This is a genomic window from Streptomyces luteoverticillatus (assembly GCF_003970715.1).
Lineage (GTDB): Bacteria > Actinomycetota > Actinomycetes > Streptomycetales > Streptomycetaceae > Streptomyces > Streptomyces abikoensis.
Genome location: NZ_CP034587.1, coordinates 3,135,865 through 3,162,343 on the forward strand (window position 1 = coordinate 3,135,865; position 26,479 = coordinate 3,162,343).

Annotated in this window: 29 protein-coding genes; 9 read left to right on the plus strand and 20 right to left on the minus strand. The window is 72.4% G+C overall.

Annotation, left to right across the window (positions count from 1 at the left end; translation table 11 throughout):
- Window positions 1–104 precede the first annotated feature (104 nt).
- Both EKH77_RS13535 and EKH77_RS13540 read left to right on the plus strand, forming a co-directional pair.
- A complete protein-coding gene (locus tag EKH77_RS13535; protein ID WP_126918057.1) occupies window positions 105–869 on the plus strand; it encodes an MOSC domain-containing protein in 765 nt (254 codons plus the stop codon).
- Complete coding sequence (locus EKH77_RS13540) at window positions 866–1,639, plus strand: SDR family NAD(P)-dependent oxidoreductase (protein WP_126914649.1); 774 nt, start codon at window positions 866–868, stop codon at window positions 1,637–1,639. The genes EKH77_RS13535 and EKH77_RS13540 overlap by 4 nt, the downstream gene beginning before the upstream one ends.
- A gap of 101 nt (window positions 1,640–1,740) precedes the next feature.
- On the opposite strand, the gene groL is transcribed toward EKH77_RS13540, so the two are convergent.
- The 3 genes from groL to EKH77_RS13555 form a co-directional block, all read right to left on the minus strand.
- A complete protein-coding gene (groL, locus tag EKH77_RS13545) occupies window positions 1,741–3,363 on the minus strand; it encodes a chaperonin GroEL (protein WP_126914650.1) in 1,623 nt (540 codons plus the stop codon).
- A gap of 119 nt (window positions 3,364–3,482) precedes the next feature.
- Window positions 3,483–3,791 carry a co-chaperone GroES gene (groES, locus tag EKH77_RS13550; protein ID WP_004955293.1) on the minus strand — a complete coding sequence of 103 codons (309 nt, stop codon included), beginning with the start codon at window positions 3,789–3,791 and terminating at the stop codon, window positions 3,483–3,485.
- Window positions 3,792–4,043: 252 nt separating this feature from the next.
- Window positions 4,044–4,913: a polysaccharide deacetylase family protein gene (locus EKH77_RS13555; RefSeq protein ID WP_430981031.1), complete on the minus strand. Its 870-nt coding sequence runs from the start codon at window positions 4,911–4,913 to the stop codon at window positions 4,044–4,046.
- A gap of 96 nt (window positions 4,914–5,009) precedes the next feature.
- Between EKH77_RS13555 and EKH77_RS13560 the strand changes: the two genes are divergently transcribed.
- Entirely contained in the window at window positions 5,010–6,212 is a 1,203-nt protein-coding gene (locus EKH77_RS13560) for a class I SAM-dependent methyltransferase (RefSeq protein WP_126914651.1), read from the plus strand.
- A gap of 22 nt (window positions 6,213–6,234) precedes the next feature.
- On the opposite strand, the gene tsaD is transcribed toward EKH77_RS13560, so the two are convergent.
- The 3 genes from tsaD to tsaB are packed head-to-tail and all read right to left on the minus strand — an operon-like array spanning window position 6,235 to window position 8,595.
- Window positions 6,235–7,392, minus strand: a complete 1,158-nt coding sequence (gene tsaD / locus EKH77_RS13565; protein WP_126914652.1) for a tRNA (adenosine(37)-N6)-threonylcarbamoyltransferase complex transferase subunit TsaD — start codon at window positions 7,390–7,392, stop codon at window positions 6,235–6,237.
- Entirely contained in the window at window positions 7,376–7,870 is a 495-nt protein-coding gene (rimI, locus tag EKH77_RS13570) for a ribosomal protein S18-alanine N-acetyltransferase (protein WP_126918059.1), read from the minus strand. Before rimI ends, tsaD begins: the two co-directional genes overlap by 17 nt.
- Before the next feature lie 56 nt (window positions 7,871–7,926).
- Window positions 7,927–8,595, minus strand: coding sequence for a tRNA (adenosine(37)-N6)-threonylcarbamoyltransferase complex dimerization subunit type 1 TsaB (gene tsaB / locus EKH77_RS13575; protein ID WP_126914653.1), 669 nt, complete (start codon window positions 8,593–8,595; stop codon window positions 7,927–7,929).
- A 265-nt stretch (window positions 8,596–8,860) separates the two neighbouring features.
- Between tsaB and EKH77_RS13580 the strand changes: the two genes are divergently transcribed.
- Window positions 8,861–9,451 (plus strand): hypothetical protein, encoded by a 591-nt coding sequence (locus EKH77_RS13580; RefSeq protein ID WP_126914654.1) that lies wholly within the window; start codon window positions 8,861–8,863, stop codon window positions 9,449–9,451.
- 17 nt (window positions 9,452–9,468) lie between these two features.
- On the opposite strand, the gene EKH77_RS13585 is transcribed toward EKH77_RS13580, so the two are convergent.
- The 4 genes from EKH77_RS13585 to alr form a co-directional block, all read right to left on the minus strand.
- Window positions 9,469–9,648 carry a hypothetical protein gene (locus tag EKH77_RS13585; protein ID WP_126914655.1) on the minus strand — a complete coding sequence of 60 codons (180 nt, stop codon included), beginning with the start codon at window positions 9,646–9,648 and terminating at the stop codon, window positions 9,469–9,471.
- A gap of 151 nt (window positions 9,649–9,799) precedes the next feature.
- Window positions 9,800–10,324, minus strand: a complete 525-nt coding sequence (tsaE, locus tag EKH77_RS13590; RefSeq protein WP_126914656.1) for a tRNA (adenosine(37)-N6)-threonylcarbamoyltransferase complex ATPase subunit type 1 TsaE — start codon at window positions 10,322–10,324, stop codon at window positions 9,800–9,802.
- A 119-nt stretch (window positions 10,325–10,443) separates the two neighbouring features.
- A complete protein-coding gene (locus EKH77_RS13595) occupies window positions 10,444–11,697 on the minus strand; it encodes an alpha/beta fold hydrolase (RefSeq protein WP_126914657.1) in 1,254 nt (417 codons plus the stop codon).
- A gap of 1 nt (window position 11,698) precedes the next feature.
- A complete protein-coding gene (gene alr, locus EKH77_RS13600; RefSeq protein WP_126914658.1) occupies window positions 11,699–12,859 on the minus strand; it encodes an alanine racemase in 1,161 nt (386 codons plus the stop codon).
- Between the two features lie 208 nt (window positions 12,860–13,067).
- On the opposite strand from alr, the gene EKH77_RS13605 reads away from it, so the two are divergent.
- Window positions 13,068–14,504, plus strand: coding sequence for an NAD(P)H-hydrate dehydratase (locus EKH77_RS13605; RefSeq protein ID WP_126914659.1), 1,437 nt, complete (start codon window positions 13,068–13,070; stop codon window positions 14,502–14,504).
- 10 nt (window positions 14,505–14,514) lie between these two features.
- Here the strand turns inward: EKH77_RS13605 and EKH77_RS13610 are convergent, their stop codons facing one another.
- Window positions 14,515–15,456 carry a MerR family transcriptional regulator gene (locus tag EKH77_RS13610; RefSeq protein ID WP_126914660.1) on the minus strand — a complete coding sequence of 314 codons (942 nt, stop codon included), beginning with the start codon at window positions 15,454–15,456 and terminating at the stop codon, window positions 14,515–14,517.
- 135 nt (window positions 15,457–15,591) lie between these two features.
- Here EKH77_RS13610 and EKH77_RS13615 point away from each other — a divergent pair, with 135 nt between their 5' ends.
- Window positions 15,592–16,215, plus strand: coding sequence for a histidine phosphatase family protein (locus EKH77_RS13615; protein WP_126914661.1), 624 nt, complete (start codon window positions 15,592–15,594; stop codon window positions 16,213–16,215).
- Between the two features lie 125 nt (window positions 16,216–16,340).
- On the opposite strand, the gene EKH77_RS13620 is transcribed toward EKH77_RS13615, so the two are convergent.
- Window positions 16,341–16,694, minus strand: a complete 354-nt coding sequence (locus tag EKH77_RS13620) for a hypothetical protein (protein WP_126914662.1) — start codon at window positions 16,692–16,694, stop codon at window positions 16,341–16,343.
- A gap of 216 nt (window positions 16,695–16,910) precedes the next feature.
- Window positions 16,911–17,084: a hypothetical protein gene (locus EKH77_RS13625; protein ID WP_346429056.1), complete on the minus strand. Its 174-nt coding sequence runs from the start codon at window positions 17,082–17,084 to the stop codon at window positions 16,911–16,913.
- A 183-nt stretch (window positions 17,085–17,267) separates the two neighbouring features.
- Here EKH77_RS13625 and EKH77_RS13630 point away from each other — a divergent pair, with 183 nt between their 5' ends.
- Entirely contained in the window at window positions 17,268–17,483 is a 216-nt protein-coding gene (locus EKH77_RS13630) for a hypothetical protein (protein ID WP_126914663.1), read from the plus strand.
- On the plus strand, window positions 17,480–17,851 hold the full coding sequence (locus EKH77_RS13635; RefSeq protein ID WP_126914664.1) for a fic family toxin-antitoxin system, toxin component: 372 nt from the start codon (window positions 17,480–17,482) through the stop codon (window positions 17,849–17,851). Before EKH77_RS13630 ends, EKH77_RS13635 begins: the two co-directional genes overlap by 4 nt.
- Before the next feature lie 105 nt (window positions 17,852–17,956).
- Here the strand turns inward: EKH77_RS13635 and EKH77_RS13640 are convergent, their stop codons facing one another.
- Genes EKH77_RS13640 through EKH77_RS13650 form a run of 3 tightly spaced genes read right to left on the minus strand, consistent with a single transcriptional unit; the run spans window position 17,957 to window position 20,471 of the window.
- On the minus strand, window positions 17,957–18,325 hold the full coding sequence (locus EKH77_RS13640) for a holo-ACP synthase (RefSeq protein WP_126914665.1): 369 nt from the start codon (window positions 18,323–18,325) through the stop codon (window positions 17,957–17,959).
- Window positions 18,322–20,175, minus strand: coding sequence for a glutamine--fructose-6-phosphate transaminase (isomerizing) (gene glmS, locus EKH77_RS13645; RefSeq protein ID WP_126914666.1), 1,854 nt, complete (start codon window positions 20,173–20,175; stop codon window positions 18,322–18,324). Before glmS ends, EKH77_RS13640 begins: the two co-directional genes overlap by 4 nt.
- A 38-nt stretch (window positions 20,176–20,213) precedes the next feature.
- Window positions 20,214–20,471 carry a hypothetical protein gene (locus EKH77_RS13650; protein ID WP_397613192.1) on the minus strand — a complete coding sequence of 86 codons (258 nt, stop codon included), beginning with the start codon at window positions 20,469–20,471 and terminating at the stop codon, window positions 20,214–20,216.
- A 327-nt stretch (window positions 20,472–20,798) separates the two neighbouring features.
- On the opposite strand from EKH77_RS13650, the gene coaA reads away from it, so the two are divergent.
- Complete coding sequence (coaA, locus tag EKH77_RS13655) at window positions 20,799–21,779, plus strand: type I pantothenate kinase (RefSeq protein WP_126914667.1); 981 nt, start codon at window positions 20,799–20,801, stop codon at window positions 21,777–21,779.
- Window positions 21,780–21,842: 63 nt separating this feature from the next.
- Here the strand turns inward: coaA and glmM are convergent, their stop codons facing one another.
- The 4 genes from glmM to EKH77_RS13675 form a co-directional block, all read right to left on the minus strand.
- Window positions 21,843–23,201 (minus strand): phosphoglucosamine mutase, encoded by a 1,359-nt coding sequence (gene glmM / locus EKH77_RS13660; RefSeq protein WP_126914668.1) that lies wholly within the window; start codon window positions 23,199–23,201, stop codon window positions 21,843–21,845.
- Window positions 23,202–23,443: 242 nt separating this feature from the next.
- A complete protein-coding gene (gene rpsI, locus EKH77_RS13665) occupies window positions 23,444–23,947 on the minus strand; it encodes a 30S ribosomal protein S9 (protein WP_126914669.1) in 504 nt (167 codons plus the stop codon).
- Between the two features lie 40 nt (window positions 23,948–23,987).
- Window positions 23,988–24,434, minus strand: a complete 447-nt coding sequence (rplM, locus tag EKH77_RS13670; protein ID WP_126914670.1) for a 50S ribosomal protein L13 — start codon at window positions 24,432–24,434, stop codon at window positions 23,988–23,990.
- Between the two features lie 406 nt (window positions 24,435–24,840).
- On the minus strand, window positions 24,841–26,460 hold the full coding sequence (locus tag EKH77_RS13675; RefSeq protein WP_126914671.1) for an ABC-F family ATP-binding cassette domain-containing protein: 1,620 nt from the start codon (window positions 26,458–26,460) through the stop codon (window positions 24,841–24,843).
- Between the last annotated feature and the right edge of the window lie 19 nt (window positions 26,461–26,479).

The following is a 26,479-nucleotide window of genomic DNA, read 5'->3' on the forward strand; positions in this document are numbered from 1 at the left end:
AGAACCGAGCATAAGGCACCCTTGGGGCCGACGCGAAATAATCGCTCGACGCTTTGAGGGGATCCGCCTAGGCTGATCGCATGGACCGCGCCATGACTTCCCCCATGCGACTGCTCTCCGTCAACATCGGCCGGGCCCTGACGGCGGGCGACCGCCCGGGCCACGAAGGCGCCTTCGCCGGCGGGCTCGCGAGCGGCATCGACAAGCGTCCCGTCCCCGGCCCGGTCGCCGTGGCCGCCCCCGGCCCGAAGGGCACGGCGGGCAGCGGCCTCGCGGGCGACGCGGTCGTCTCCCTCCGCCACCACGGCGGGAACGACCAGGCGGTCTACGCCTTCGCCCGGGAGGACCTCGACGGCTGGGAGCGGGCGCTGGGCCGCGCGCTGCCCCACGGCGCCTTCGGGGAGAACCTCACCACCACCGGGATCGACGTCAACGGCGCGCGCATCGGAGAGCGTTGGCGCATAGGTACGGATCTGCTGCTGGAGGTCACCTCTCCGCGTATCCCCTGCCGCACCTTCGCCGACTGGCTGGGCGAGTCGGGCTGGATGCGCCGCTTCACCCAGGAGGCCGCGCCCGGAGCGTATCTGCGCGTCCTGGAGCCCGGGGAGATCCGCGCGGGCGACCGCGTCGACATCGTCCACCGCCCCGCGCACGAGGTGACCGTCGCCTACGCCTTCCGCGCGCTGACGACGGATCAGTCGCTGCGGGCCGGCCTCCTCGCGGCGGGCGACGCCCTCCACCCCGAGCTGCTGGAGAAGGCCCTGGCCTACAGGGAGCGTCAGAATCGCGCCAACGGGCGGCCGGCGGGGCGGCCGGAGGAGGGGGAAGGCAACCGGGAGGGTGTGCCGAGCACTAACGTTCCCGTATGACGACTGCACTGATCACGGGAGCCACCGCCGGCATCGGCGCGGCCTTCGCCCGGCGGCTGGCGGCCGACGGGCACAATCTGGTCATCGTGGCCCGCGACGAGAAGCGGCTGAGCGAGCAGGCGACGGAGCTCCACGACCGCCACCGTGTGGAGGTGGAGGTGCTCCGCGCCGACCTGTCGCAGGAGAAGGACATCGCGGCGGTCGAGGCCCGGCTCTCGGACCGCAAGAACCCGGTGGACCTGCTGGTCAACAACGCGGGCTTCGGCAACAAGGGCCGCTATCTCGAGGTCGCGATGGCCGACGAGCTGACGATGCTCAAGGTGCACTGCGAGGCGGTGCTGCGGCTGACCTCGGCCGCGGCGGCCGGGATGCGGGAGCGCAGGCGCGGTGGCGTGGTCAACGTGGCCTCGGTCGCCGCGTTCGTCCCCCGCGGGACGTACGGGGCGAGCAAGGCGTGGGTGGTGCAGTTCACCCAGGGCGCCGCGCGGGACCTGGCGGGCAGCGGGGTGCGGATGATGGCGCTCTGCCCCGGCTTCGTCCGCACGGAGTTCCACCAGCGGGCCGGCATGGGCACGGACAACGTGCCCGGCTGGATGTGGCTGGACGCCGACAAGCTGGTCGACGCGGCGCTGAAGGACCTGGCCCGCGGCAAGTCGCTGTCCATCCCCGACCCGCGCTACAAGGCACTGACCGGTCTGCTGAAGCTGGCGCCGCGCCGCGCGGTCTCGCGCGCCGGGGCGACGACGGGCCGCCGCTACGGCCCCAACTGACGGCACGAACCGGCGGACGGCGCCGGAACGGACCGGGGCCCGGCCTCCCCACGAGGGAGGCCGGGCCCCGGCCGTATCACCCGGATGGGCGAAGGGTTATGTCAGTGGGCGTGGCCGTGGCCGTGACCGGCCTCGGCGGGCTCCTCTTCCTTCTTCTCGACGACCAGGGTCTCGGTCGTGAGCAGCAGGGAGGCGATGGACGCGGCGTTCTCCAGGGCGGAGCGGGTGACCTTGACCGGGTCGATGACGCCGGCCTTCACCAGGTCGCCGTACTCGCCGGTCGCGGCGTTGAAGCCCTGGCCCGCCTCGAGCTCGGCCACCTTGGAGGTGATGACGTAGCCCTCGAGGCCGGCGTTCTCGGCGATCCAGCGCAGCGGCTCGACGGCGGCGCGGCGGACGACGGCGACACCGGTGGCCTCGTCGCCCTCCTTGCCCAGGTTGCCCTCGAGGATCTTGACGGCGTGGACCAGCGCGGAGCCACCACCGGAGACGATGCCCTCCTCGACCGCGGCGCGGGTCGCGGAGATGGCGTCCTCCAGACGGTGCTTGCGCTCCTTGAGCTCGACCTCGGTGGCCGCGCCCACGCGGATGACGCAGACGCCACCGGCGAGCTTGGCGAGGCGCTCCTGGAGCTTCTCGCGGTCCCAGTCCGAGTCGGTGGTCTCGATCTCGGCCTTGATCTGGGCGACGCGGCCCTGGACGTCCTCGCTGTTGCCGCCGCCGTCGACGATCGTGGTGTCGTCCTTGGTGACGGTCACGCGGCGGGCGGTGCCCAGCACGTCCAGGCCGACCTGGTCGAGCTTGAGGCCGACCTCCTCGGCGATGACCGTGCCACCGGTGAGGGTGGCCATGTCGCCCAGCATCGCCTTGCGGCGGTCGCCGAAGCCCGGGGCCTTGACGGCCACGGCGTTGAAGGTGCCACGGATCTTGTTCACGACCAGGGTCGACAGGGCCTCGCCCTCGACGTCCTCGGCGATGATCAGCAGCGGCTTGGAGCCACCGGCCTGGATGATCTTCTCCAGCAGCGGGAGGAGGTCCTGGATGGCGGAGATCTTGCCCTGGTGGATCAGGATGTACGGGTCGTCGAGGACGGCCTCCATACGCTCCTGGTCGGTCACCATGTACGGCGAGAGGTAACCCTTGTCGAAGGCCATGCCCTCGGTGAAGTCCAGCTCCAGACCGAAGGTGTTGGACTCCTCGACGGTGATGACACCGTCCTTGCCGACCTTGTCCATGGCCTCGGCGATCAGCTCGCCGACCTGCTTGTCCTGCGCGGACAGCGCGGCGACGGCGGCGATGTCGGCCTTGTCCTCGATCGGACGGGCGGTGGCCAGAAGCTCCTCGGAGACGGCCTTGACGGCGGCGTCGATGCCCTTCTTCAGGGAGGCCGGGGAGGCGCCGGCGGCGACGTTGCGCAGACCCTCGCGGACCAGCGCCTGGGCCAGCACGGTGGCGGTGGTGGTGCCGTCACCCGCGATGTCGTTGGTCTTGGTCGCCACCTCCTTGACGAGCTGGGCGCCCAGGTTCTCGTACGCGTCGTCGAGCTCGACCTCGCGGGCGATGGTGACACCGTCGTTGGTGATGGTGGGGGCGCCGAACTTCTTGTCGATGACGACGTTGCGGCCCTTGGGGCCGATCGTCACCTTCACGGTGTCGGCGAGCTTGTTGACGCCGCGCTCAAGGGCGCGACGGGCGTCCTCGTCGAACTTCAGGGTCTTGGCCATGGGGTACGTATCCTTCGCCGGGTCTCAAAACGAACCGCGCCCCCGGCGCCCGGCTGTGCAGGCACGGGAACCAGGGGCACTGTTCACAAGCTTCGAAGGCTCACAGAGCCTCGGGTGAACTACTTCTCGATGATCGCGAGAACGTCGCGAGCCGAGAGGACGAGGTACTCGTCACCGTTGTACTTCACCTCGGTGCCGCCGTACTTGCTGTAGAGCACGACGTCACCGACCTTGACGTCGAGCGGCAGGCGCTCGCCGTTCTCGAAGCGGCCCGGGCCCACGGCCAGGACAGCGCCCTCCTGGGGCTTCTCCTTGGCGGTGTCCGGAATGACCAGGCCGGAGGCCGTGGTCTGCTCGGCGTCGAGCGGCTGGACCACGATGCGGTCCTCAAGCGGCTTGATGGCAACCTTGGAGCTGGCGGTCGTCACGATCCGACCTCCCCCTTCGGAGATCTCACGGGGTTAACTGTCTGAGGTGGCGACCAGGAGTCCCGTCGTCGCGGGTGCCGGAACGTGCCCGTCGCTACGTTTGGCACTCACCGGTGGAGAGTGCCAACGGAGCCGAGACTATGACGCGGTTAGCACTCGGTCAAGCGGAGTGCCAATTCGGCGTGCGGCGAGCTTTGATCTACCCCGTGGGCGGAGCCGTACTCCTGCGGGACGCGGCCCGGCTCCCGCGCACTACAGATAGTCCTCCAGACGGGCCACCGTGAAGCCCTGCGCCTGAATGCTGCGCAGCATGTTGGTGACCATCCGGGTCATCGTGGTGCCCTTGAGCTCCTGGGGCCCGCGGAAGTGGGCCAGGACGATGTCGCCGGGCCGGAGCCCGTTTCCCTCCGCGTAGCGCATGTCGTTGATCTGCATCGTCGCCTCCCACAGCACGACCGCGCGCACCCCGCAGCCGGCCGCGGCGGTGAGCGTGGCGTCGTTGTAGTTGCCGTAGGGCGGGCGGAAGAGGGCCGGGCGGCTGCCGAACCGCTTCTGAAGGGAGTCCTGCTGCCCGCAGATCTCGCGCTTCTGCGCCTCGGCGGAGAGGGTGCGCAGGTTGGGGTGGGAGAGGGTGTGGTTGTCGATGCCGTTGCCGAGGGCGCGGAGCTTGTCGAAGTAGCCGTAGCCGGCGCCCGCGCGGGCGATGTCGTCCGTCAGGAACATCGTGAACGGCACCTTGAGGTCCGCCGCCATCCTCAGGAACTCCGGGTCCTTCTCGGCCCCGTCGTCGAAGGTCACGAAGACGACCTTGTCCTGCGTGGGAATGCGCCGGATGATCTGCGGCTTCTCGCCTGCCCTGAACCCGTCGGTGAGCTTCTTCGCGGGCGGGGCCGGGGGCGCGGCCAGCGGCTTGTCCAGGCCCCAGCGGCGGTACGCACCGGGGTCGGCCGGTGAGGCGGTGGCGGGCGCGGTGGGCGTCCCGGCCGCCTTGTGCGGCTTCCCCGGGCCGCCGGAGGAGGAGCCGGAGCATCCGGCCAGAGCACCGGTCAGGACGCCGGTCAGCAGCAGCGCGGCGGAGGCGAGGGCGGCGGCGCGTATTCGGCCGGAAACAGACGGGCTCACAGGGCTCACACACCCGATTCTTGTTCATCCGTTCGAAGACCGCACGGGCCCCCTCACCCTCCTCCGGCTCACCGCCCTACGAGGAGTGGCGCGAGAATGAGACACGTGCCCGCACCGAACGCCCCCGCCACCGACGCCTTCGTCGCCCTCCTCACCGACGAGGGCCGCGCCCTCCTCGACGAGCTGCGCGACCACGACCCCGCCCAGGAGCTCGCCACGGCGACCCGGCTGCGCCGCGACCACCCCGCCGACCTGGTGTCGGCGGCACTGGGACAGGCCCGGCTGCGGCAGCGCGCGGTCGCCAAGTTCGGCGCCGAGGACGCGTACCGCATGTTCTTCACCCCGAACGGCGTCGAGCAGGCCACCCGGGCCGGTGTCGCCGCCTACCGGGCCCGGCGCTTCGCCGCCCTCGGCGTGCGCCGGCTGGCCGATCTGTGCTGTGGCATCGGCGGCGACGCGATCGCGCTGGCACGCGCCGGCATCGAGGTGCTGGCCGTCGACCGCGACCCCCTGACCTGCGAGGTCGTCCGCGCGAACGCGGCCGCCCTGGGCCTGGCCGAGCTGATCGAGGTGCGCTGCGCGGATGTCACCGAGGTCGACACCTCGTCGTACGACGCCGTGTTCGTGGACCCGGCGCGGCGCGGCGGCCGGGGCCGGATCTTCGACCCGGAGGCTTACTCGCCCCCGCTGTCCTGGGCGGTCGAGGCGGCCCGCAAGGCCCCGCACGCCGCGCTGAAGATCGCTCCCGGGGTGCCGCACGAGGCGATCCCCGAGGACGCGGAGGCCGAGTGGATCTCGGACGGCGGTGACGTGAAGGAGGCCGTGCTGTGGTTCGGCACGGACCCCGGCACGCACCGGGCGACCCTGCTGCCGGGCGGCGCGTCCCTGGTGGGGCGCGGTCTGCCGGACCCGGCCGTGCGGCCCGTGGGCCGCTACCTCTACGAACCGGACGGCGCGGTCATCCGCGCCCACCTGGTGGCGGAGGCCGCGACGGAGCTGGGCGACGGCGGGCTGATCGACGAGACGATCGCGTATGTGACGAGCGACGAGCTGCGGGCTTCCGCCTACGCGGCGGCGTACGAGATCACGGACGTGCTGCCGTTCAACCTGAAGAAGCTCAAGGCGATCGTCCGGGAGCGCGGGATCGGGGTCGCCGTCATCAAGAAGCGGGGCTCGGCGGTGGAGCCGGAGGAACTCCGCAAGAAGCTCAAGCTCGCGGGTGCGAACTCGTGCGTGATCGTGCTGACGCGTGTGGCGGGCGCGCCGGCCATGCTGCTGGGGCAGCCGGCCCGGGCGTGACCCGGACCGGCGGGGCCGCCCGTCAGTCGTAGAGGTTCTGCTTGCTCAGCTCGTGCACGTGGTCGTGGTCATGCGCGTGACCGTGCCCATGGCCGTGCTCGTGGTCATGGTCGTGCTCGTGGTCGTGCTCGCCCGGCACGTGCGTCTCCGTGACCGGCAGCGAGGAGTCCGCCGACAGGTCCCACGACGACGCCGCGCGGCCCCGGGCCACCATCTCCGCGCCCAGCGCCGCGACCATCGCGCCGTTGTCGGTGCACAGCTTCGGGCGCGGCACGCGCAGGGTGATACCCGCGTCCTCGCAGCGGCGCTGGGCCATGGCGCGCAGGCGGGTGTTGGCGGCGACGCCGCCGCCGATCATCAGGTGGTCCACGCCGTGGTCCTTGCAGGCGCGAACGGCCTTGCGGGTCAGGACGTCGACGACCGCCTCCTGGAAGGAGGCCGCGACGTCCGCGACCGGCACGTTCTCGCCGGCCGCGCGCTTGGCCTCGATCCAGCGGGCCACGGCCGTCTTCAGGCCGGAGAAGGAGAAGTCGTATATCGGGTCACGGGGACCGGTCAGGCCGCGCGGGAAGCGGATGGCGTCGGGGTCGCCCTCGCGCGCGTAGCGGTCGATGACCGGGCCACCGGGGAAGCCGAGGTTCAGCACCCGGGCGATCTTGTCGAAAGCCTCGCCCGCCGCGTCGTCGATCGTCGAGCCGAGCGGCCGGACGTCCGAGGTGATGTCGGGCGCCAGCAGAAGGGACGAGTGGCCGCCGCTCACCAGCAGGGCCATCGTGGGCTCGGGCAGGGCACCGTGCTCCAGCTGGTCCACGCAGATGTGCGAGGCGAGGTGGTTGACGCCGTAGAGGGGCTTGCCCAGCGCGTAGGCGTACGCCTTCGCCGCGGAGACGCCGACGAGCAGGGCGCCCGCGAGGCCGGGGCCGGCGGTGACCGCGATGCCGTCGAGGTCCTTCGCGCTCACGCCCGCTTCCTTCAGGGCGCGCTGGATGGTCGGGACCATCGCCTCAAGGTGGGCCCGGCTGGCGACCTCCGGAACCACGCCGCCGAAGCGGGCGTGCTCGTCGACGCTGGACGCGACCGCGTCGGCGAGCAGCGTGTGGCCGCGGACGATACCGACGCCGGTCTCGTCGCACGAGGTCTCGATGCCGAGGACGAGGGGTTCGTCAGTCTTGCGAGCCATGGGACATTCCTTGCACTGCGGACAGGGGATCGGAGAGACGCATCACGAGCGCGTCGATGTTGCCGGGCTGGTAGTAGCCGCGGCGCACGCCCACGGGCTCGAAGCCGAAGCGTTCGTAGAGGCGCTGGGCGCGGGTGTTGTCGACGCGCACCTCGAGCAGCACCTCACGGCACTCGAAGGCGTTCGCGGTGGTGAGGAGCTCGGTCAGCAGCCGGGCGCCGAGGCCCGTGCTCCAGTGCTCCCTAGCCACGGCGATGGTCTGCACGTCGCCGGTGCCGTCGACGGCGGCGAGGCCCGCGTAACCGACGACCCGGACCTCCCGGGCCTCGCCGACGACCTCGGCGACGACGTAGCGGCGGTTGGCGTTCGCCCCGCGCGCGTGGGCGAGCTCCGACCAGAAGAGGCCCTTGGACCACGCGTCGTGGGGGAACAGGGCGCGCTCCAGCTCCAGCACGGGCGCGATGTCCCACCAGCGCATCTCGCGGACGCGGACGGTGGCGGCTGCTGCGGCGGCGGCCGCTTCGGCTGGCCCTGTCACTGCGGGGTGACCACCTTGTAGTTGGCCGGCACCTGGGCGTCGGGGCGACGCAGGTACAGCGGCTGGTCCGGCAGGAACTCGCCGCCCGTGCGGAGCTTCTCGGCCGCCAGCGCCGCCAGCGCGGCCGCCGACTGGTGCTGCGGCAGCTCCTCGCGGACGTCCGAGAAGGCGTCCCGGTAGAGCACCGCGCCCGCGCCGACGGCGGTCAGGCCCGCCAGGCGCTCGGTGAGCTCGGCGGGGCGGTCCACGGCGGGCTCGGTGATCCGGGTCCGGGCGTCGGCGTAGCGCGCCCAGTACACCTCCTTGCGGCGGGCGTCCGTCGCCACGACGAACTCGCCCGTCAGCCCCTGCTGCCCGGCCGCGTACGCGATGCCGTCCAGCGTGCACAGGCCGTGGACGGGGACGGAGAGGGTGGCGGCGAAGGTGGCGGCGGTGACGATGCCGACGCGCAGACCGGTGTAGGGGCCGGGGCCCACGCCCACGACGATCCCGGTGACGGCGTCGAGCTTCGTACCCGCCTCGCGGAGTACCCGGTCGACGGCGGGCAGCAGCAGCTCCCCGTGCCGGCGGGCGTCCACCTGGGTCGACTCGGCGACGACGGACTCGCCGTCGTGGAGGGCGACGGTGACAGCGGGGGTGGCGGTATCCAGAGCGAGCAGCAGCACGTGACAAGCCTACGGCGCACCATGGGGCGGGCGGCGCGCGCATGGGCCCCGAGCCGGGGGCGCGGCGGGGGCGCGGGCGGGTGCTACGGTCAGCCGCATGGCCGTACGGACGGCCGTACGAAGCCGCGCAACGGCCGGTACGCACGGGCCGGGTACCCACGGGCCGGGACGGCGGCGCCGGGCCGGCGGCGGGACAGTGGCGACAGCACACAGCGACACAGCAAGCACAGCAACACAGCAGCACGCGGGACGAAAGGTGCGCAGCGTGGCACGTAGCAGCTCGGGGATCATCGTGGCCACGCTCACCGCGGCGGCCCTGGCCGCCGTCGGTTTCCTGGCCGTCCAGGCGGAGGCCGCCCCCGATCACCCCACCGCGCACGCCTCGGGCCGGGCCGCCGGCAAGGCGAAGGACGGGGAGCAGGGCAAGGACAAGGCCGCAGGCTCCGCCGGGCAGGAGCAGGGCAAGGCCCCGAACGCGGTACCGGAGGACTCCGGCACCGGCCTGCGCGTCGTCTACGGGCTCGCCCAGAAGCGGGTGTGGCTGGTCGGCTCGGACGGCAAGGCCACGCGGACGTTCGAGATCGCGCCCAGCACCGTGAACCCGCCGCCGGGCAGCTACGCGGTCACCTCGCGCACGCCCACGATCACCGGCTCGGACGGAACGCCCGTCGAGCACGTGGTGGTCTTCCACCGGGACGCCGCCGGGGTCGTCTTCGGCTTCAGCGCGGCCGTGGACGGTTCGTCGCCCAAGCCGGACCCGGCGAAGAAGACGGGCGCGATCCGCGAGCAGCCGGCCGACGGGCGGGCGATGTGGGAATTCGCGGTGAACAAGACGCCGGTCGTCGTCGTTCCGTAACTCGTTCGGTAGCTCTTTCAGGCGGCGTCGCGGGCGGTGTCGCGCGCGTCGTCACCCTCGTCGTCCGCCCGCGCGGGCTCCGGCGCCTTCGGGGGCGTGGAGACGGCGTCGGCGGCGGCACAGGACGCCAGGAGGTCGCGCACCGACAGGGGGCGCTCCTCGGCGGCGGGGGTGGGCTCGGGCTCGTGGGCCGACATGAATGCCTCCTGGGGCGGCTCGGGCCGGTCGGAGGCGCCACGGTCCACCTTCTACTTAGGTAGACCTAACCGACCCTCCTGCCCTCCATGTGACCACGCCCGGTGTCGCGCGCGCAACATCTTGCCGACGGCTTGTCGGAACGAGCGCCGTTCACCGCCCCAGCGGCGACAGATCCACGCCCGCCCAGCGGGCGCCGAGCCCGGTGACGGTCACGCTGCGTACGTCGTCGGCGTCGCCCTCGGCCGGGGCGTCCGCGCCCACCGCGCGCTCGATCACGACGCGCAGCCGGTCCTCGGACAGCTCCTCGACCTTGCCGTCGCCCCACTCCACGACGATCACCGACTCGGGCAGCGAGACGTCGAGGTCCAGGTCCTCCATCTCGTCCAGCCCGCCGGACAGCCGGTAGGCGTCGACGTGGACGAGGGCCGGGCCGTCGCCCAGCGGCGGGTGCACCCGGGCGATGACGAAGGTCGGGGACGTGACGGCACCGCGCACCCCGAGCCCCTCGCCCAGCCCCCGGGTCAGCGTCGTCTTGCCGGCGCCCAGCTCCCCGGAGAGCAGCACGAGATCACCGGGGCGCAGCAGCGCGGCGAGGCGGCGGCCCAACTCACGCATGTCTTCGGCGGACTTGACGGTGAGCTGCGCGGCGGCGGGGATCTCATGCAGGGTGCTCATATCCGCCGATGGTAACGCCCGCGTTGTGGGCAATCGTTCCGCAGGGCGGAACGGGTGGGCACAACGCCGGAACGACGGCGTCAGCCACCCCGCCGGACCCCGGTGCGGGGCGCGGGTCGCTATTCGGGTGCGGCCCGGTGGGCGTTGCCCACCCTCCCCCAGCTACCGCTGGGAGGTGCCCCCAGCCCTGCGGAACGCCTGCCCACAAGCTGCAGGACGTGTCCCGACACCAGGTCCGGAACCTCGAGCATCACCAGATGCCCCGCCCCCGGCACGATCACCAGCTCCGCGTCCGGCAGCGCCTCGCCGATGACCCGGCTGTGCTCACTCGGCGTGACCATGTCCTTCTCGCCCGCCAGGACCAGCACCGGCCGCCCCGCGAACTCCGCCAGCGCCGCCACCTTGTCGTGCTCGGCGAAGGCCGGGTAGAACTCGGCGACCACGTCCACCGGCGTCGCCTCGATCAGCCGCTCGGCGAACCGCGCCACCCCGGGGTCGACGTCCCGCGACCCGAACGAGTAGCGCTTGATGATCCCGCCGATGAGCTCGGCGACGGCTCGCCGCCCCTTCTCCACCAGCTCCGTCTGGGTCAGCATCAGCCTGAACGCGCCCGGCAGGACCGTCCGCCGCAGCAGGTTCATCCCCACCGGCGGCAGCCCGTACGTCACCTCGCCCATGAGGCCCGAGGACGTCCCGATGAACGCGGCACCGACCACGCGCTCGGCGATCAGCTCCGGGTAGTGGGCGGCCAGGGCCATCGTGGTCATGCCGCCCATCGAGTGCCCCACCAGCACCAGCGGCCCCTCGGGGGCGGCCGCGTCGACGACGGCCTTCAGATCGCGGCCGAGCAGGTCGATGCTGACCGGTTCGCGAGCCTCGCGCTGGCCCTTGCCGCGCGCGGAGCGGCCGTGGCTGCGCTGGTCCCAGAACACGGCGCGGACGCCCGCGGCGCGCAGCGCGGCGCGCTGGAAGTGCCAGGAATCCTGGCTCAGGCAGTAGCCGTGGCTGAAAACGACGGTGAGCGGCGGCTCCGGGCGGCGCCCGAAGAAGCCCTTTCCCTTACCGGGGGCCTCCGGCTCGTCCACCTCGTAGTGGAGCTCGGTGCCGTCCTCGGCGAGGGCCGTGCCCGCGGTGCCGCGCAGCGTCCCGTACGGACCGGCGGAGTCGAGGGCGAGCCGCGCCTTGCGGCGCATGCCGCGTCCGACGGTCAGCCGTTCCACGGCGACCCCGACCGCGGCTCCGGCGGCGACGACCCCGACGGCCGCGCCAGCGAACCCCGCGATGCCCGCCCCGCGTCGCCAGGCGGCGCCGTCCAGGGCCTCCACGGCCCCCGTCGCCACCGTGCCCGTACTGTCGCCGCCGCCCTCGCTCATGTCAGGCCCCCGTGTCTTCGACGTCCTTGTCCCCGACATAGACGCGCGGCACACGCGCGGAGATGCGCGTGACGACTTCATAGGCGATGGTTCCGGTCGCCCGCGCCCAGTCCTCGGCGGTCGGCTCGCCCCGGTCACCGGGGCCGAAAAGCACCGCTTCGTCGCCGGGAGCCGCGCTGTCGCCGCCCAGGTCGACCACGAACTGGTCCATCGCGACCCGCCCGGCCACCGTCCGCCACTTGCCGCCCACCAGCACCGGGCCGGTGCCGGAACCGGAGCGCGGGATGCCGTCCGCGTAGCCGACGGGGACGAGCGCGAGGGTCGTCTCACCGGGGGTCGTGTACAGGTGGCCGTACGAGACGCCGTGCCCGCCCGGCACCCGCTTCACCGAGGCCAGGGACGCGGAGAGCGTCATCACCGGCCGGATCCCCAGCTCCTCGGAGGTGCCCAGCTCGGGGCTCGGGGATATCCCGTACATCGCGACGCCGGTGCGCACGAGGTCGAAGTGGGTCTCGGGGAGGGTGAGGGTGGCCGGGGAGTTGGCGATGTGCCGGACCTCGGGGGCCAGGCCCTGGGCCTCCGCGTAGGCGATGGCGTCCTTGAAGACGGTCAGCTGGGCCCGGATGGAGGGGTGGCCCGGCTCGTCGGCGCAGGCGAAGTGCGACCAGATGCCGGTGACCTTGACGAGCCCGGCCGTCTCGGCGTCGCGCGCGGCGGCGACGAGCTTCTCCCAGTCACCGGGCTGGCAGCCGTTTCGGCCGAGACCGGTGTCGATCTTCAGCTGCACGCGGGCGACGCGGCCGGTCGCGCGGGCGGCGGCGGTGACCTCCTCCAGCGCCCACAGGCCGCTGACGGAGACGTCGATGTCGGCCTCCAGGGCCTCCCGCCACGGGTCGCCCGGCGTCCACAGCCAGCACATCAGCCGGCCGGTGTCACCGGCGGCGCGCAGGGCGAGCGCCTCGTGCGGGGTGGCCGTGCCGATCCACTCGGCTCCGGCCTGACGGGCTGCTCTGGCGCAGGGCACCGCGCCGTGGCCGTAGGCGTTCGCCTTGACGACGGCCATCAGCTGCGCCCGGGGGGCGCGGGCGCGCAGAGCGCGTACGTTGGCCCGCAGGGCGGCCAGGTCGACCACGGCTCGGGCGCGCATCGGTGTCTCACTCATCGCAGCCAGTCTCTCAGGCCGAGGCCTGGGGGCGGGCCGCACCTCCGCCGGTTGTGGGCAATCGTTCCGCTGGGCTGGGGGCACCTCCCAGCGGTAGCTGGGGGAGGGTGGGCACAACCGGACCACCGGCCCGCAGCCGAACAGGGCACCCCCGCTACCGGACCAGTCGTACTGTCGCGCACCCGCCCCGTGCGGCAGGCTGGCCCCTATGAGGACCGCCTACAACGTAGAGACCGTACGGGCCGCCGAGCGCGCCCTCATGGCAACGCTCCCGGAAGGCACGCTCATGCAGCGCGCGGCCGCGGGCCTGGCGGCCGCCTGCGCCGACCTCCTGGGCCGCCGCGTCTACGGCGCCCGCGTCGCCCTCCTCGTCGGCAGCGGCGACAACGGCGGCGACGCCCTCTACGCCGGCGCCCGCCTGGCCCGCCGCGGCGCGGGCGTGACGGCCGTACTGCTCACCCCGGACCGCGCCCACCCCGGCGGCCTGCGCGCGCTCCGCGGCGCGGGCGGCCGCGCGGTCACGGCCGGCGAAGGCGTAGGGGCCGTCCGCCGCGCCGACCTCGTCGTCGACGGCATCGTCGGCATCGGCGGCAAGGGCGCCCCGCGCGAGCCCGCTCAGGAGCTCGTCGCGGCGGCCGAGGGCGCCCTGATCGTCGCCGTGGACCTCCCCAGCGGTGTCGACGCCGACACCGGCGAGGCCCCGGGCGCGGCGGTGCGCGCCGACGCCACCGTCACCTTCGGCACGTACAAGCCGGGCCTGCTCGTCGACCCCGCCCGCGAGCACGCGGGCGCGCTGCGCCTGGTCGACATCGGCCTCGGCCCGTGGCTGCCGTCCGAACCGGACGTCGAGGCCCTCCAGCACGCGGACGTGGCCGATCTGCTCCCGCGTCCCAGCGCGGAGAGCGACAAATACCGGCGCGGCGTGGTGGGAATCGTGGCCGGATCGGCCCGCTATCCGGGCGCGGCCGTCCTCGCCGTGGCGGGCGCGCTCAGCGGCGGCGCGGGCGCCGTGCGCTACGCGGGCCCGGCCACCGACGCCGTGATCGCCCGCTTCCCGGAGACGCTGGTGACGGCGGGCCCCCCGGCGGAGGCCGGCCGCGTGCAGGCCTGGGTGATCGGCCCGGGCCTCGGGGACGGCTCCGAGGCGCGCCAGGCCCTGGTGGACGTCCTGTCCTCCGACGTCCCCGTACTCGTCGACGCCGACGGCCTGCGCCTGCTGGACCCCCAGGCCGTACGGGCGCGGCGGGCCGAGACCCTCCTGACCCCGCACGCGGGAGAGGCCGCCGCGCTGCTCGGCCTCTCCCGCGAGGAGGTCGAGGCGTCCCGCCTGTCCGCCGTCCGGGCGCTGGCGGACCGCTTCGGCGCGACGGCCCTGCTCAAGGGCTCCACCACGCTCGTCGCCGACGGCACCCGAGCGATCCGCGTCAACCCGACGGGCACCCCGTGGCTGGCCACCGCCGGCAGCGGCGACGTCCTGGCCGGCCTGACCGGCTCCCTGCTCGCGGCGGGCATGAACGCCCGCGACGCGGCCTCGGTGGGCGCGTACCTCCACGGCCTCGCGGCGCGCGCGCTCGGAAGCGCGCCGATCACGTCGCTGGGCGTGGCGGAGGAGCTGCGGCGGGTGTGGCTGGACGTCAGCCGCTGAGAGGTGCTTACTACGCGTCGTACGCCCGCAACGCGGCGATCAGCCACTTCACGCCGGGGCCCATGGCCGGCTCGGGCCAGCCGTTGATCGCGGAGACGAGCTGCCAGTACCGCTCGTAGCCCGACTCGTCACCGATCTCCAGCCGCTCCAGCAGCCAGGCCCGGAACGCGGGCCCGTCCGCCCGGCCGGCCAGCTCCGCGTAGGCGCGCGTCAGCTCGTCGACGACCGGCCGCGCGGCGGGCGAGCCCGGCTCGGTCCCGGCCTCCCGGGCCGCCGCCGTACGCACCCGGACCAGCTCGGCGAGCTGCCACCCCGCGTGCGGGTCGAGTTCCCCGGCCTCGTCCCGGGCCCGCACCTGGTCGGCCGCCGCCCTGCGCATGGCGGCGCGGAAACCGTCGTCCTGGACGAGCCCGGCCAGCTCGATCCAGGCGTCGACCTGCGCGGGCGTGGGGTCGTCCGGCAGCATCGGCATCGCGTCGCGCAGCATGGCCAGGAAGTCGGGGCCGACGTCGACGCCCTCGAAGGCGTTGTCGATGAAGTCGTCGATCAGACGGCGGCGTTCAAGCTCCGACAGTTGTGCGAGTTTGTGCATGGTCTCCAGCTCCTCGGGTGTCGACCCGCGTACGGCCACGGCTCGCAGCACGGCCCGGTGCAGCCGCAGGGTGCGGATCTGCCGCTCCAGGGCGTCGGCGTGCACGGCGGCTATCTGCGCCACGGAGACCTCCCGCCCCAGCACGCGCTGGACGGCGGAGAGCCCGACGCCGAGTTCGCGCAGCGTGCGGACGAGGCCGAGCCGGGCCAGGGCATCCGGTCCGTAGAGCCGGTAGCCGGCGGGTGTGCGGTCGGTCGGCGGCACGACCCCTGTGTCGGACCAGAACCGGATGGTCTTGACCGTCAGGCCGGTCAGCCGGGCCAGTTCCCCGATGGAGTAGCGGGTGGTGTCGTCGTCCATGCCCGCCACCTTGGTGTCTCCCGTCGCGGGAGAGTCAACTCGGACATCCTGGAACCCGGGGCGGGGGTCCCGGCGTCCACGCCGAAAACAGTCGATCACGGACGTCGTCCACGGATGTCGTCACAAGGAGGCCCCATGGCCGCCATGGCCGCGCGCTACCTCTACCTCGTCCGGCACGGCGAGGCGCTACCGGACGAGAGCGGACTGACCGAGGCGGGCCGCCGCCAGGCGGAACACCTCGGCGAGCGCCTCCGCGCCGCCCCGCTCTCCGTGATCCACCACAGCCCCCTGCCCCGCGCCCGGCAGACGGCCGAACTGATCGCCGGGCGGCTCGACGGCGTCCCGCTGCGGAGCGCGGAGACGGCGGGCGACTACTTCCCGTACGTGCCGCGCCGGGACGAACTGCCGCCCGCGTTCGCCGACACGCTGCTCAGCCGCTTCGCGGGCCACCCGGACGAGGAACTGCGGCGGGGCCCGGCCCTGGCCCGCGAGGCGCTGGCGGAGTTCACGGGTCCGGTGGAGGGCGCCGAGCCGCGCCACGAACTCGTGGTCACCCACAACTTCCTCGTGGCGTGGCTGGTGCGCGCCGCGCACGACGCCCCGGCCTGGCGCTGGATGGGCATGAACCAGGGCAACGCGTCACTGACGGTCATCCGCTACGCCCCGGACCGTCCGGCGTCGGTACTGATCCACAACGACATGGGCCATCTGCCGGAGGAGCTGCGCTGGACGGGATTCCCGCCGGAGCTGCGGGTGTGAGGGCGGACACCCTTGACCTCAAGCCGACTTGAGGTACCAAGATCGCAGCACGAGCACGGGGGAGCCCGGTCCGGACGCGCCACGGGGGTGCGGGCCCGGGCCGGGCTCACAAGGCAGCGCTCGCCTTAAGCCCGCACTGCCGCCGGACGCGGATTTCCGCTGCCTACAGCAGCGGAGACAGGCAGGGGCACGTCCTGCCGCAACTCGAACCACACCTGCTTGCCGACGGGCCTGAGCTCGTCCCACACCCACCTCACCCCGGACGCGTGCGCCAGCCGGCGCAGCAGCGCGAGCCCGGAGGCATCGCCCACGCAGGGCGGCCGGGGCCACGGGGGCCGTCCGGGATCGTCGTCCCGCACGGCCACGAGCACGCGCTCGGGGTCGACGGTCACCTGCACGGCGAGCTCGGGCACGCGCGCGTGCCGCACGACGTTGGCGACGGGGGCGGAGAGCAGATACGTCCCGCCGAGCCCGCTCATCGCCCCACCGCCCCGAGGCCGGCGGAACGGACTCTCCCCCAACTGGCCTGTCGGCGATTAGTGTTGCGCATCGTCGGCGCTCCTCTACAGCGTTGGCCACGCCCCCGGACCGGTCGCACGGTCGCGGGGGTCCTCTGACCCCTGACAGCCTGCCGACGCCACAGGGCCGGAACTATCAGACGTCATTGACAGCGTCGGCCAGCGCCTCGCCGTAGGTCACCTCCCCAACCACGCCGCGTAGTTACTGAAGGTGTCCGGCATGCGCCGCCTCGCCGACTCCAGCCCGGCGAAGGTCTCCCGGACGATCGGGTGGTAACGCGTCTGCTGCGGCGCAACCCTGCGGGCCAGCTGCAGGTTCTTCCCGGTGTGGTCGTCACTGTGCGGGGGCATAGAGAGCTCCGTTCTGACACGACACAGGCACGGTATCGCCGCCCACTGGCACGGCAATGGCGAACGTTCGTGGCTGGACGGACGATTGGGCCGCCCAGGCGGCCGTCAACCCGCTTCCGCCGCGTCCGACGCTCCCTGCCGGAACGCGTGGCACGCCCTGCTACCACGTGCTAGCTTCCGCGTATGGCGAAGACGCAGGTCAACCTCAGACTGGAAGAGTCCACCGCCGAGATGGCCAAGCAGGCCGCCGAGACACGGCACATCCCGGTGAACGAGTACGTCGAGCAGCTGATCCGGGCGGACAACGAAGAGCTCCGTGAGAAATTCCTCGCCGGCGTCCAGGAGGTCCTGGACGGCTACGGCGACCTCATCGACGAGATCGAGGCAGCCGCTGCGTGACCGTGCACGTCGACCTGTCATGGCTCCTTGACGCCGCCCGCCTCAACGGCAAGGAAGACCCGGCACCCGAGGACTACGGCGTGCCGATCGCGGCCATCGAGCGGCATCGGGCCGTGCTCGCAGGCCAGGACGTCTATAACGGCGCCTACGCACGAGCCGCCGCCTTGGCGCACACGCTGGGTCGGCTGCCCTGGCTGGAGCGTTCGAACCTGCGTGTGGCCATCGGCGTGGCTCAGGGCTACCTGGGAGCGTCCGGAATCGAGCTGAAGCTCACCCAGCAGAAGGTCACGGCCCTGGCGAGCGAACTCAAGAAGCCGGAATCCACCGCCGCGACCGTAGCGGCCGTCCTGCGCACCTGGAACGACTGACCTCGGCCCCTGCCCCGAGCGGAAGCGGTGAGCGGCCCACCCAGGGCCGCTCACCCCGCCAACCGCACCCGCCACGGGCACCCGCATCCGGCCGCGCAGCGAGCTTCACTGCTCCGCGATCACCACCGCCGAGGCCACCCCCGCGTCGTGGCTCAGCGAGATGTGCCAGCTTCGCACCCCCAGCGCCTCCGCCCGCGCCGCGACCGTCCCTGTGACGACAAGAGCAGGCCGGCCGCTCGACTCCGTGACGATCTCGGCGTCGGTCCAAAGGAGCCCCGGCGGTGCCCCCAGGGCCTTGGCCAAAGCCTCCTTCGCGGCGAAGCGGGCGGCCAGCGAGGCGATGCCGCGTCGTTCGCCGCTCGGCAGGTACAGCTCGCGTTCCACGAACAGACGGTCCGCCATTCCGGGCGTCCGCTGGAGCGCGGCGTCGAAGCGGTCGATCTCCGCGACGTCGATCCCGACTCCCACGATCATTCGACGGTCACCGACTTCGCGAGGTTGCGCGGCTGGTCGACCTCGTTGCCGCGGGCCGTGGCGAGCTCGCAGGCGAAGACCTGGAGAGGGACGGTCGCGACGAGCGGCTGGAGCAGCACCGGCGTGGCCGGGATCTCGATCAGGTGGTCCGCGTAGGGGCGCACGGCCTCGTCGCCGCGCTCGGCGATGACGATCGTGCGGGCGCCCCGGGCCCGGATCTCCTGGATATTGGAGACGATCTTGTCGTGGAGGACGGACCGGCCGCGCGGCGAGGGGACGACCACGACGACCGGGACGTCCCGCTCGATCAGCGCGATCGGGCCGTGCTTGAGCTCGCCCGCCGCGAAGCCCTCGGCGTGCATGTAGGCGAGCTCCTTGAGCTTGAGCGCGCCTTCCAGCGCGACGGGGTAGCCCACGTGGCGGCCGAGGAAGAGGACCGTGTTCTTGTCGGCGAGGGAGCGGGCCAGCTCACGGACCGGCTCCATCGTCTCCAGGACCTCCTCCACCTCCCCCGCGATCTCCGACAGGTCGCGGATCACGGAGAGGATCTCGTCGCCCCACTTGGTGCCCCGGACCTGGCCCAAATACAGCGCTACGAGATAACAGGCCACCAGCTGCGTCAGGAAGGCCTTCGTCGACGCGACGGCCACCTCCGGCCCCGCGTGGGTGTACAGGACCGCGTCCGACTCCCTCGGGATCGTCGAGCCGTTGGTGTTGCAGATGGCGAGCACCTTCGCGCCCTGCTCGCGCGCGTGCCGCAGGGCCATCAGCGTGTCCATCGTCTCGCCGGACTGGCTGATGGCGACGACGAGCGTGCGCGGGTCGAGGATCGGGTCGCGGTAGCGGAACTCGCTGGCCAGCTCCGTCTCGCAGGGGATGCGGGTCCAGTGCTCGATGGCGTACTTGGCGATGAGCCCCGCGTGGTACGCCGTGCCGCACGCGACGATGACGACCTTGTCGACCTCCCGCAGCACGGAGGCGGGGATGCGGACCTCGTCCAGCGTCAGCGAGCCCGCCGCGTCGATGCGGCCCAGCAGCGTGTCGGCGACGGCCTTCGGCTGCTCGGCGATCTCCTTGAGCATGAAGTAGTCGTAGCCGCCCTTCTCGGCGGCCGAGGCGTCCCAGTCGACATGGTAGGCGCGGGTCTGCTCGTCGGCGGGGGCGCCGTCGAAGTCGGTGACGACGACGCCGTCGCGGCGCAGCTCGACGACCTGGTCCTGGCCGAGCTCGATGGCGTCCCGGGTGTGGGCGATGAAGGCGGAGACGTCGGAGGCGAGGAAGTTCTCGCCGTCGCCGACGCCCACCACGAGCGGGGAGTTGCGCCGGGCGCCCACCACCAGGTCCGGGTCGTCGGCGTGGACGGCGACGAGCGTGAAGGCGCCCTCCAGCCGGCGGCAGACCTGGCGCATGGACTCGGCCAGGTCGCCGCAGGAGGAGAAGGCCTCCGCCAGCAGGTGGGCGACGACCTCGGTGTCCGTCTCGGAGGCGAGGTCGTGGCCGCGCTCGGCCAGTTCGGCCCGGAGCTCCGCGAAGTTCTCGATGATGCCGTTGTGGACGACGGCGACGCGGCCCGCGTTGTCCAGGTGCGGGTGGGCGTTGGCGTCGGTGGGGCCGCCGTGGGTGGCCCAGCGCGTGTGGCCGATCCCGGTCGAGCCGGAGGGGAGGGGGCGGTCGGCCAGCTCCTTCTCCAGGTTCGCGAGCTTGCCCGCCTTCTTCGCCGAGGCCAGCCCGCCGTCGGCCAGGACCGCCACCCCGGCCGAGTCATAGCCGCGGTACTCCAGCCGCCGCAGCCCCGCCAATACGACATCGAGGGCGCACTGCCCTCCCACATAGCCAACGATTCCGCACATGGACGGAAGCGTACGGCCCCGGTGTCAGCCCCCGTGGGTCAACGCCCGCGCTCGATCCGGTCGATGGCGTCCTGGACCAGCTCCAGATACTCGACCTCCTCGCAGCGCGGTTTGCTGCCGAGAACGTACCGGTCGAGGCAGTCGTCGAGGTCCTGGCCGAGGTCCTCGTCCGGCAGCTGGGCGGTCAGATCGCCGCGCACCCGGTCGGCGAAGGCGTCGCGCGGGGCCACGGCCCCGGCGGTGGGCGCGCCGACGGGCGCGTGGACGACACGGCGGGGCCGTACGACACGTCGCACGCCCCTCCTGGCACGGCGGAGCACGAGCTGGAGAACGAACAACGGAACCCCTCGCGTGGGGAGAGGGACAGGGGGCTGGACGCTATTCCTGACTCGCGAGTAAGTACAGACCCCAGCGCGAACTTCACCCACTGGCACCACACCGTCCCCGTCCGCCACGAGGGCCACACCGCTTGGAGCACGGCCGGAGCACCGTCGGAGCACGCTCGGAACGCGCTCGGAACGCGCTCGCGGCAGGATCGGAGCCCGCTGGTGGCACCGCCACGCTCCGCCGTGGAACCGCCACCCGAAGGTGATCACTCCGCCGACGGCGCGCACAATGGGCCCGTGCCCACCACGACCGACCAGCCGCGGCACCGACGCCGCGCGGACTCCTCCCCCTTCGTCGACCTCACCCGTACGGAGTGGAGCGCGCTGCGCGAGAACACCCCGCTGCCGCTGACCGCCGAGGAGGTCGAGCGGTTGCGCGGCCTGGGCGACGTCATCGACCTGGACGAGGTCCGGGACATCTACCTGCCGCTCTCCCGCCTGCTCAACCTCTACGTGGGCGCCACGGGCAGCCTGCGCGGCGCCCTCAACACCTTCCTGGGCGAGAAGGGGGCGCAGCGCGGCACGCCGTTCGTCATAGGCGTGGCGGGCAGCGTGGCGGTCGGCAAGTCGACCACGGCCCGGCTGCTGCGCGAGCTGCTGGCCCGCTGGCCCGAGCACCCGCGCGTGGAGCTCGTCACGACGGACGGCTTCCTGCTGCCCAACGCCGAGCTCCAGCGGCTGGGCCTGATGTCGCGGAAAGGTTTCCCCGAGTCCTACGACCGCCGGGCGCTGACCCGCTTCGTCGCGGATGTGAAGGCCGGGAAGGACGAGGTGTCGGCGCCCGTCTACTCCCATCTGATCTACGACATCGTGCCGGACGAGCGGCTGACCGTGCACCGCCCGGACATCCTGATCATCGAGGGTCTCAACGTCCTCCAGCCGGCGCGCCCCGGCGAGGACGGCCGCACGAGGGTGAGCCTGGCCGACTTCTTCGACTTCAGCGTCTATGTGGACGCGCGCGCGGAGGACATCGAGCGCTGGTACTACGACCGCTTCAAGAAGCTGCGCGCCACGGCCTTCCACGACCCCGACTCCTACTTCCGCCGGTACACCCAGGTGTCGGAGGAGGAGGCGCTGGACTACGCGCGGCGCAACTGGCGGACGATCAACAAGCCGAACCTGCTGGAGAACGTGGCGCCGACGCGGGGGCGGGCGAACCTGATCCTGCGCAAGGGCGTGGACCACAAGGTGCAGCGGCTGTCGCTGCGGAAGCTCTGACGCGAACGCCGGAGGGGGCCGACAGAAGTCGGCCCCCTCCGGCGTTCGCGAAGGCCCGGCCGGCTAGCCCAGCGTCGTCTTGACGACGTCGGCCAGGTGCTCGGCCACCTTCCGCGCCTGCTCGTGGTCCGCGGCCTCGACCATGACGCGCACCAGCGGCTCCGTGCCGGACGAGCGCAGCAGCACCCGGCCCGTCGTGCCCAGCTCACGCTCGGCGGCGTTGACGGCGGCCGCCAGCTCCTGCGAGGTGCCCACGCGGGACTTGTCGACGTTCCGCACGTTGATGAGGACCTGCGGCAGGCGCTCCATGACGCCGGCGAGGTCGGCCAGCGAGCGGCCGGTGGCGGCCACGCGCGCGGCCAGCATCAGGCCGGTGAGGGTGCCGTCGCCCGTCGTGGCGTGGTCCAGGACGATGACGTGACCGGACTGCTCACCGCCGAGGGCGAAGCCGTTGGCCTTCATCTCCTCCAGGACGTAGCGGTCGCCGACGGCGGTCTGGACGAGCTGGACGCCCTCCCGCTCCATGGCGAGCTTGAAGCCCAGGTTGGACATGACGGTGGCGACGACGGTGTTCTTGCGCAGCGAGTCCGCCTCGCGCATCGCCAGGGCCAGGACGGCGAGGATCTGGTCGCCGTCGACCTCGTTGCCCTTGTGGTCCACGGCCAGGCAGCGGTCGGCGTCGCCGTCGTGGGCGACGCCCAGGGCGGCGCCGTGCTCGACGACGGCGGCGCGCAGCTTGTCCAGGTGGGTGGAGCCGCACTCGTGGTTGATGTTGAGGCCGTCGGGCTCGGTGCCGATGGTGACGACCTCGGCGCCGGCGCGCGAGAACGCCTCGGGGGAGACCCGGGAGGCCGCGCCGTGGGCACCGTCGATGACGACCTTGAGGCCGTCGAGGCGGTTGGGGAGGACGCCGATGAGGTGGGCGACGTAGTTGTCGAAGCCCTGGTCGTAGTCCTTGACGCGGCCGACGCCGGCGCCGGTGGGCCGGTCCCAGGGCTCGCCGGAGGCATGGGCGCGGTAGGTCCGCTCGATGCGGTCCTCGAGCTCGTCGGCGAGCTTGTGGCCGCCGCGGGCGAAGAACTTGATGCCGTTGTCGGGCATCGCGTTGTGGCTCGCGGAGAGCATCACACCGAGGTCGGCGCCGAGGGCGCCGGTCAGGTAGGCGACGGCCGGCGTGGGCAGCACGCCCACCCGGAGCACGTCGACGCCCGCGCTGGCGAGACCGGCCACCACGGCGGCCTCCAGGAACTCCCCGGACGCCCGCGGATCACGGCCGACCACCGCCACCGGGCGATGCCCCTCGAACGTGCCCGCCTCGGCGAGCACATGCGCCGCCGCCACCGACAGACCGAGCGCGAGCTCGGCCGTCAGATCCGCGTTGGCGACGCCGCGCACACCGTCCGTACCGAAGAGTCGTCCCACTGGTGTCCTCCGAAAAACGCGGGAGTGCGGGGCCCGGTACGAGCCCCCTTGCTTGAGGTGTCGAGTCCTGGACCGGGGCGGCGCCTCCAGTCATCAGATATACGCCGCATCCGGCGTATTTACGCCTACGGCGCCCGCATGGCGCCAACGCCGTATTTCGCCCCGGGCCGACAATGGCCGAACGCCCCGGCGGCACGGAACCGTGTCGCCGGGGCGTTCGAGCAATGCAGCGAAGCCGCTGTTTAGCGCTTGCTGTACTGCGGAGCCTTGCGGGCCTTCTTGAGACCGGCCTTCTTGCGCTCGACCGCACGGTCGTCGCGCTTCAGGAAGCCGGCCTTCTTCAGCGGGCCGCGGTTGTTGTCAACGTCGGCCTCGTTCAGCGCGCGGGCCACGCCGAGGCGCAGGGCACCGGCCTGACCGGAGACGCCGCCACCCGCGATGCGGGCGATGACGTCGTAGCGACCGTCGAGCTCGAGCACCTTGAAGGGCTCGTTGACTTCCTGCTGGTGCACCTTGTTGGGGAAGTAGTCCTCAAGGGTGCGACCGTTGATCTTCCACTTGCCGGTGCCCGGAACGATCCGGACGCGGGCGATGGCGTTCTTGCGACGGCCCAGGCCGGCGGCCGGCTGCGGGTCGCCGAAGCGGGACGCGAGGGACTCGGAGGTGTACTCCGACTCAACGACCTCGGTCTCGGTGGTGTACTCCTCGACGCCCTCGACCGGCATCTCGGCGGTGGTCTCAGCCACTGGTTCTCCTCAGACTTTCTGGTTCGGCGGTGGCCGGGACTTAGCCCTGCTTGACCTGGGCGATCTCGAACGGAACCGGCTGCTGGGCGGCGTGCGGGTGCACGGAGCCCGAGTAGACCTTCAGCTTCGAGAGCATCTGACGGCCGAGGGAGTTCTTGGGCAGCATGCCCTTGATCGCCTTCTCGACGGCCTTCTCGGGGTTCTTGTCGAGCAGCTCGTCGTAACGGACGGAGCGCAGACCACCCGGGAAGCCAGAGTGGCGGTACGCCATCTTCTGGGTCTTCTTGTTGCCGGACAGGTGCACCTTGTCGGCGTTGATGATGACGACGAAGTCACCCATGTCCATGTGCGGGGCGTACACAGGCTTGTGCTTGCCGCGCAGCAGGGAGGCAGCCTGAGAGGCCAGACGGCCCAGGACGACGTCCTGCGCGTCGATGATGTGCCACTGGCGCTGGACATCGCCGGGCTTGGGGCTGAACGTACGCACGGTCGTAGCCTTCGCTTCTTCAGTGAGTGGGTCCTGACACAGCCCACCAGAGAGATCACACAGCGCAGGCCGCACAACGGGGACGCAACCCGTGTGCAGGCCGCTGGCGATCAGCCCGGCGGACCAGCGTAAGGGCCCTTCGCGTGAGAACGACCAAGCCAATACGCATAACGAACTCGTAGAGTACCGGGACCCGACCGTTGGGGTCAAAACACATGGTCCCACCGGTGCCCCGGCCCGGCCATCGGGCTAGCGCGCCCGGGCCACCCGCGCCTCGTCCCACACCGGCTCCGACACCTCCCGCAGCCGCCCGTCCGATCCGAACACCACGCTGCATTCTCCCGGGGGCAACCCCCGGACCCCCGGCCGACCGCAGCGCCGCCCTCCCAGCCGACGCCGGACGGCGTCACCGCGCCCGGGCCACCCGCGCCTCGTCCCACACCGGCTCCGGCACCTCCCGCAGCCGCCCGTCCGCCCCGAAGACGACGAAGCGATCGAACGCGCGAGCGAACCAGCGGTCGTGGGTGACGGCCAGGACCGTCCCCTCATAGGCCTCCAGCCCCGCCTGGAGGGCCTCCGCGCTCTCCAGGTCCAGGTTGTCCGTCGGCTCGTCCAGGAGCAGCGCCGTGGTGCCGGAGAGCTCCAGGAGCAGGATCTGGAAGCGGGCCTGCTGGCCGCCGGAGAGCTTCTCGAAGGCCTGGTCGCCCTGCTTCTCCAGCTCGTACCGGCGCAGCACCGACATCGCGCCGCCCCGGTCCTTGGCGTGCTCCGTCCACAGGATGTCGACGAGCGTGCGGCCCATGAGCTCGGGGTGGGCGTGGGTCTGGGCGAAGTGCCCGGGCACGACACGGGCGCCCAGCTTCCAGGTGCCCGTGTGCGCCACGTCCTCCCCCGCGAGGAGCCGAAGGAAGTGGGACTTCCCCGAGCCGTTGCTGCCCAGCACCGCGACCCGCTCGCCGTAGAAGACCTCCAGGTCGAACGGGTTCATCAGGCCGGTCAGCTCCAGCCCCGCGCAGGTCACGGCACGTACGCCCGTACGCCCGCCGCGCAGCCGCATCCGGATGTCCTGCTCGCGCGGGGGCTCCGGCGGCGGGCCCGCCTCCTCGAACTTCCGCAGCCGGGTCTGGGCGGCGGCGTAGCGGGAGGCCATGTCGTGGCTGACGGCCGCGGCCTGCCGGAGCGTGATCACCAGCTTCTTCAGCTGGGCGTGCTTCTCGTCCCACCGCTTGCGCAGCTCCTCGAAGCGCGCGAAGCGGTCCTTGCGGGCCTGGTGGTATGTGCCGAAGCCGCCGCCGTGCACCCAGACGTCGCTGCCGGCCGGGCCCGGCTCGACGCTGATGATCTTCTCGGCGGCGCGGGCCAGCAGCTCACGGTCGTGGGAGACGAAGAGGACCGTCTTCTTGGTCTCGCGCAGCCGCTCCTCCAGCCAGCGCTTGCCGGGGACGTCCAGATAGTTGTCCGGCTCGTCCAGCAGCAGGACCTCGTCCGTGCCGCGCAGCAGGGCCTCCAGGACGAGCCGCTTCTGCTCGCCGCCGGAGAGGGTGCGCACCTGGCGCCACTGGGCCTTCTCGTAGGGGACGCCGAGGGCGGCCATGGTGCACATGTCCCACGTGGTCTCGGCCTCGTAGCCCCGGGCCTCGGCCCAGTCGCTGAGCGCCTGGGCGTAGGCCATCTGAGCGGCCTCGTCGTCCCGCTCCATGATCGCGACCTCGGCCTCGTCGACCGCCCGCGCGGCCTGCCGGATGCCGGGCTGGGCGACGGAGACCAGCAGGTCACGGACCGTACGGTCGTCCCGGACGGAGCCCACGAACTGCGGCATCACGCCCAGGCCGCCGGAGACGGTGACCGAGCCGCCGTGCGGCTTGAGCTCGCCGGAGATCATCCGCAGCAGGGTGGTCTTGCCGGCGCCGTTGGCCCCCACGAGGGCCACCGCGGCCCCTTCCCCCACCCGGAAGGACACGTCGTCGAGCAACCGCCTCCCGTCGGGGAGGTCGTACTCAAGATGTGCCGCTTCCACATGTCCCATGAGGGCGATTCTCGCCGCT

What these genes read in the sequence shown, in the direction of transcription:
- EKH77_RS13535 (WP_126918057.1), top strand. Translation starts at nt 105, where the DNA reads ATGCGACTGCTCTCCGTCAACATCGGCCGGGCCCTGACGGCGGGCGAC.
- EKH77_RS13540 (WP_126914649.1), top strand. Translation starts at nt 866, where the DNA reads ATGACGACTGCACTGATCACGGGAGCCACCGCCGGCATCGGCGCGGCC.
- groL (WP_126914650.1), bottom strand. Translation starts at nt 3,363, where the DNA reads ATGGCCAAGACCCTGAAGTTCGACGAGGACGCCCGTCGCGCCCTTGAG.
- EKH77_RS13560 (WP_126914651.1), top strand. Translation starts at nt 5,010, where the DNA reads ATGAGACACGTGCCCGCACCGAACGCCCCCGCCACCGACGCCTTCGTC.
- tsaD (WP_126914652.1), bottom strand. Translation starts at nt 7,392, where the DNA reads ATGGCTCGCAAGACTGACGAACCCCTCGTCCTCGGCATCGAGACCTCG.
- rimI (WP_126918059.1), bottom strand. Translation starts at nt 7,870, where the DNA reads ATGCGCTGGTGGGACATCGCGCCCGTGCTGGAGCTGGAGCGCGCCCTG.
- EKH77_RS13585 (WP_126914655.1), bottom strand. Translation starts at nt 9,648, where the DNA reads ATGTCGGCCCACGAGCCCGAGCCCACCCCCGCCGCCGAGGAGCGCCCC.
- tsaE (WP_126914656.1), bottom strand. Translation starts at nt 10,324, where the DNA reads ATGAGCACCCTGCATGAGATCCCCGCCGCCGCGCAGCTCACCGTCAAG.
- EKH77_RS13595 (WP_126914657.1), bottom strand. Translation starts at nt 11,697, where the DNA reads ATGAGCGAGGGCGGCGGCGACAGTACGGGCACGGTGGCGACGGGGGCC.
- alr (WP_126914658.1), bottom strand. Translation starts at nt 12,859, where the DNA reads ATGAGTGAGACACCGATGCGCGCCCGAGCCGTGGTCGACCTGGCCGCC.
- EKH77_RS13605 (WP_126914659.1), top strand. Translation starts at nt 13,068, where the DNA reads ATGAGGACCGCCTACAACGTAGAGACCGTACGGGCCGCCGAGCGCGCC.
- EKH77_RS13610 (WP_126914660.1), bottom strand. Translation starts at nt 15,456, where the DNA reads ATGGACGACGACACCACCCGCTACTCCATCGGGGAACTGGCCCGGCTG.
- EKH77_RS13615 (WP_126914661.1), top strand. Translation starts at nt 15,592, where the DNA reads ATGGCCGCCATGGCCGCGCGCTACCTCTACCTCGTCCGGCACGGCGAG.
- EKH77_RS13620 (WP_126914662.1), bottom strand. Translation starts at nt 16,694, where the DNA reads ATGAGCGGGCTCGGCGGGACGTATCTGCTCTCCGCCCCCGTCGCCAAC.
- EKH77_RS13625 (WP_346429056.1), bottom strand. Translation starts at nt 17,084, where the DNA reads ATGCCCCCGCACAGTGACGACCACACCGGGAAGAACCTGCAGCTGGCC.
- EKH77_RS13630 (WP_126914663.1), top strand. Translation starts at nt 17,268, where the DNA reads ATGGCGAAGACGCAGGTCAACCTCAGACTGGAAGAGTCCACCGCCGAG.
- EKH77_RS13640 (WP_126914665.1), bottom strand. Translation starts at nt 18,325, where the DNA reads ATGATCGTGGGAGTCGGGATCGACGTCGCGGAGATCGACCGCTTCGAC.
- glmS (WP_126914666.1), bottom strand. Translation starts at nt 20,175, where the DNA reads ATGTGCGGAATCGTTGGCTATGTGGGAGGGCAGTGCGCCCTCGATGTC.
- EKH77_RS13675 (WP_126914671.1), bottom strand. Translation starts at nt 26,460, where the DNA reads ATGGGACATGTGGAAGCGGCACATCTTGAGTACGACCTCCCCGACGGG.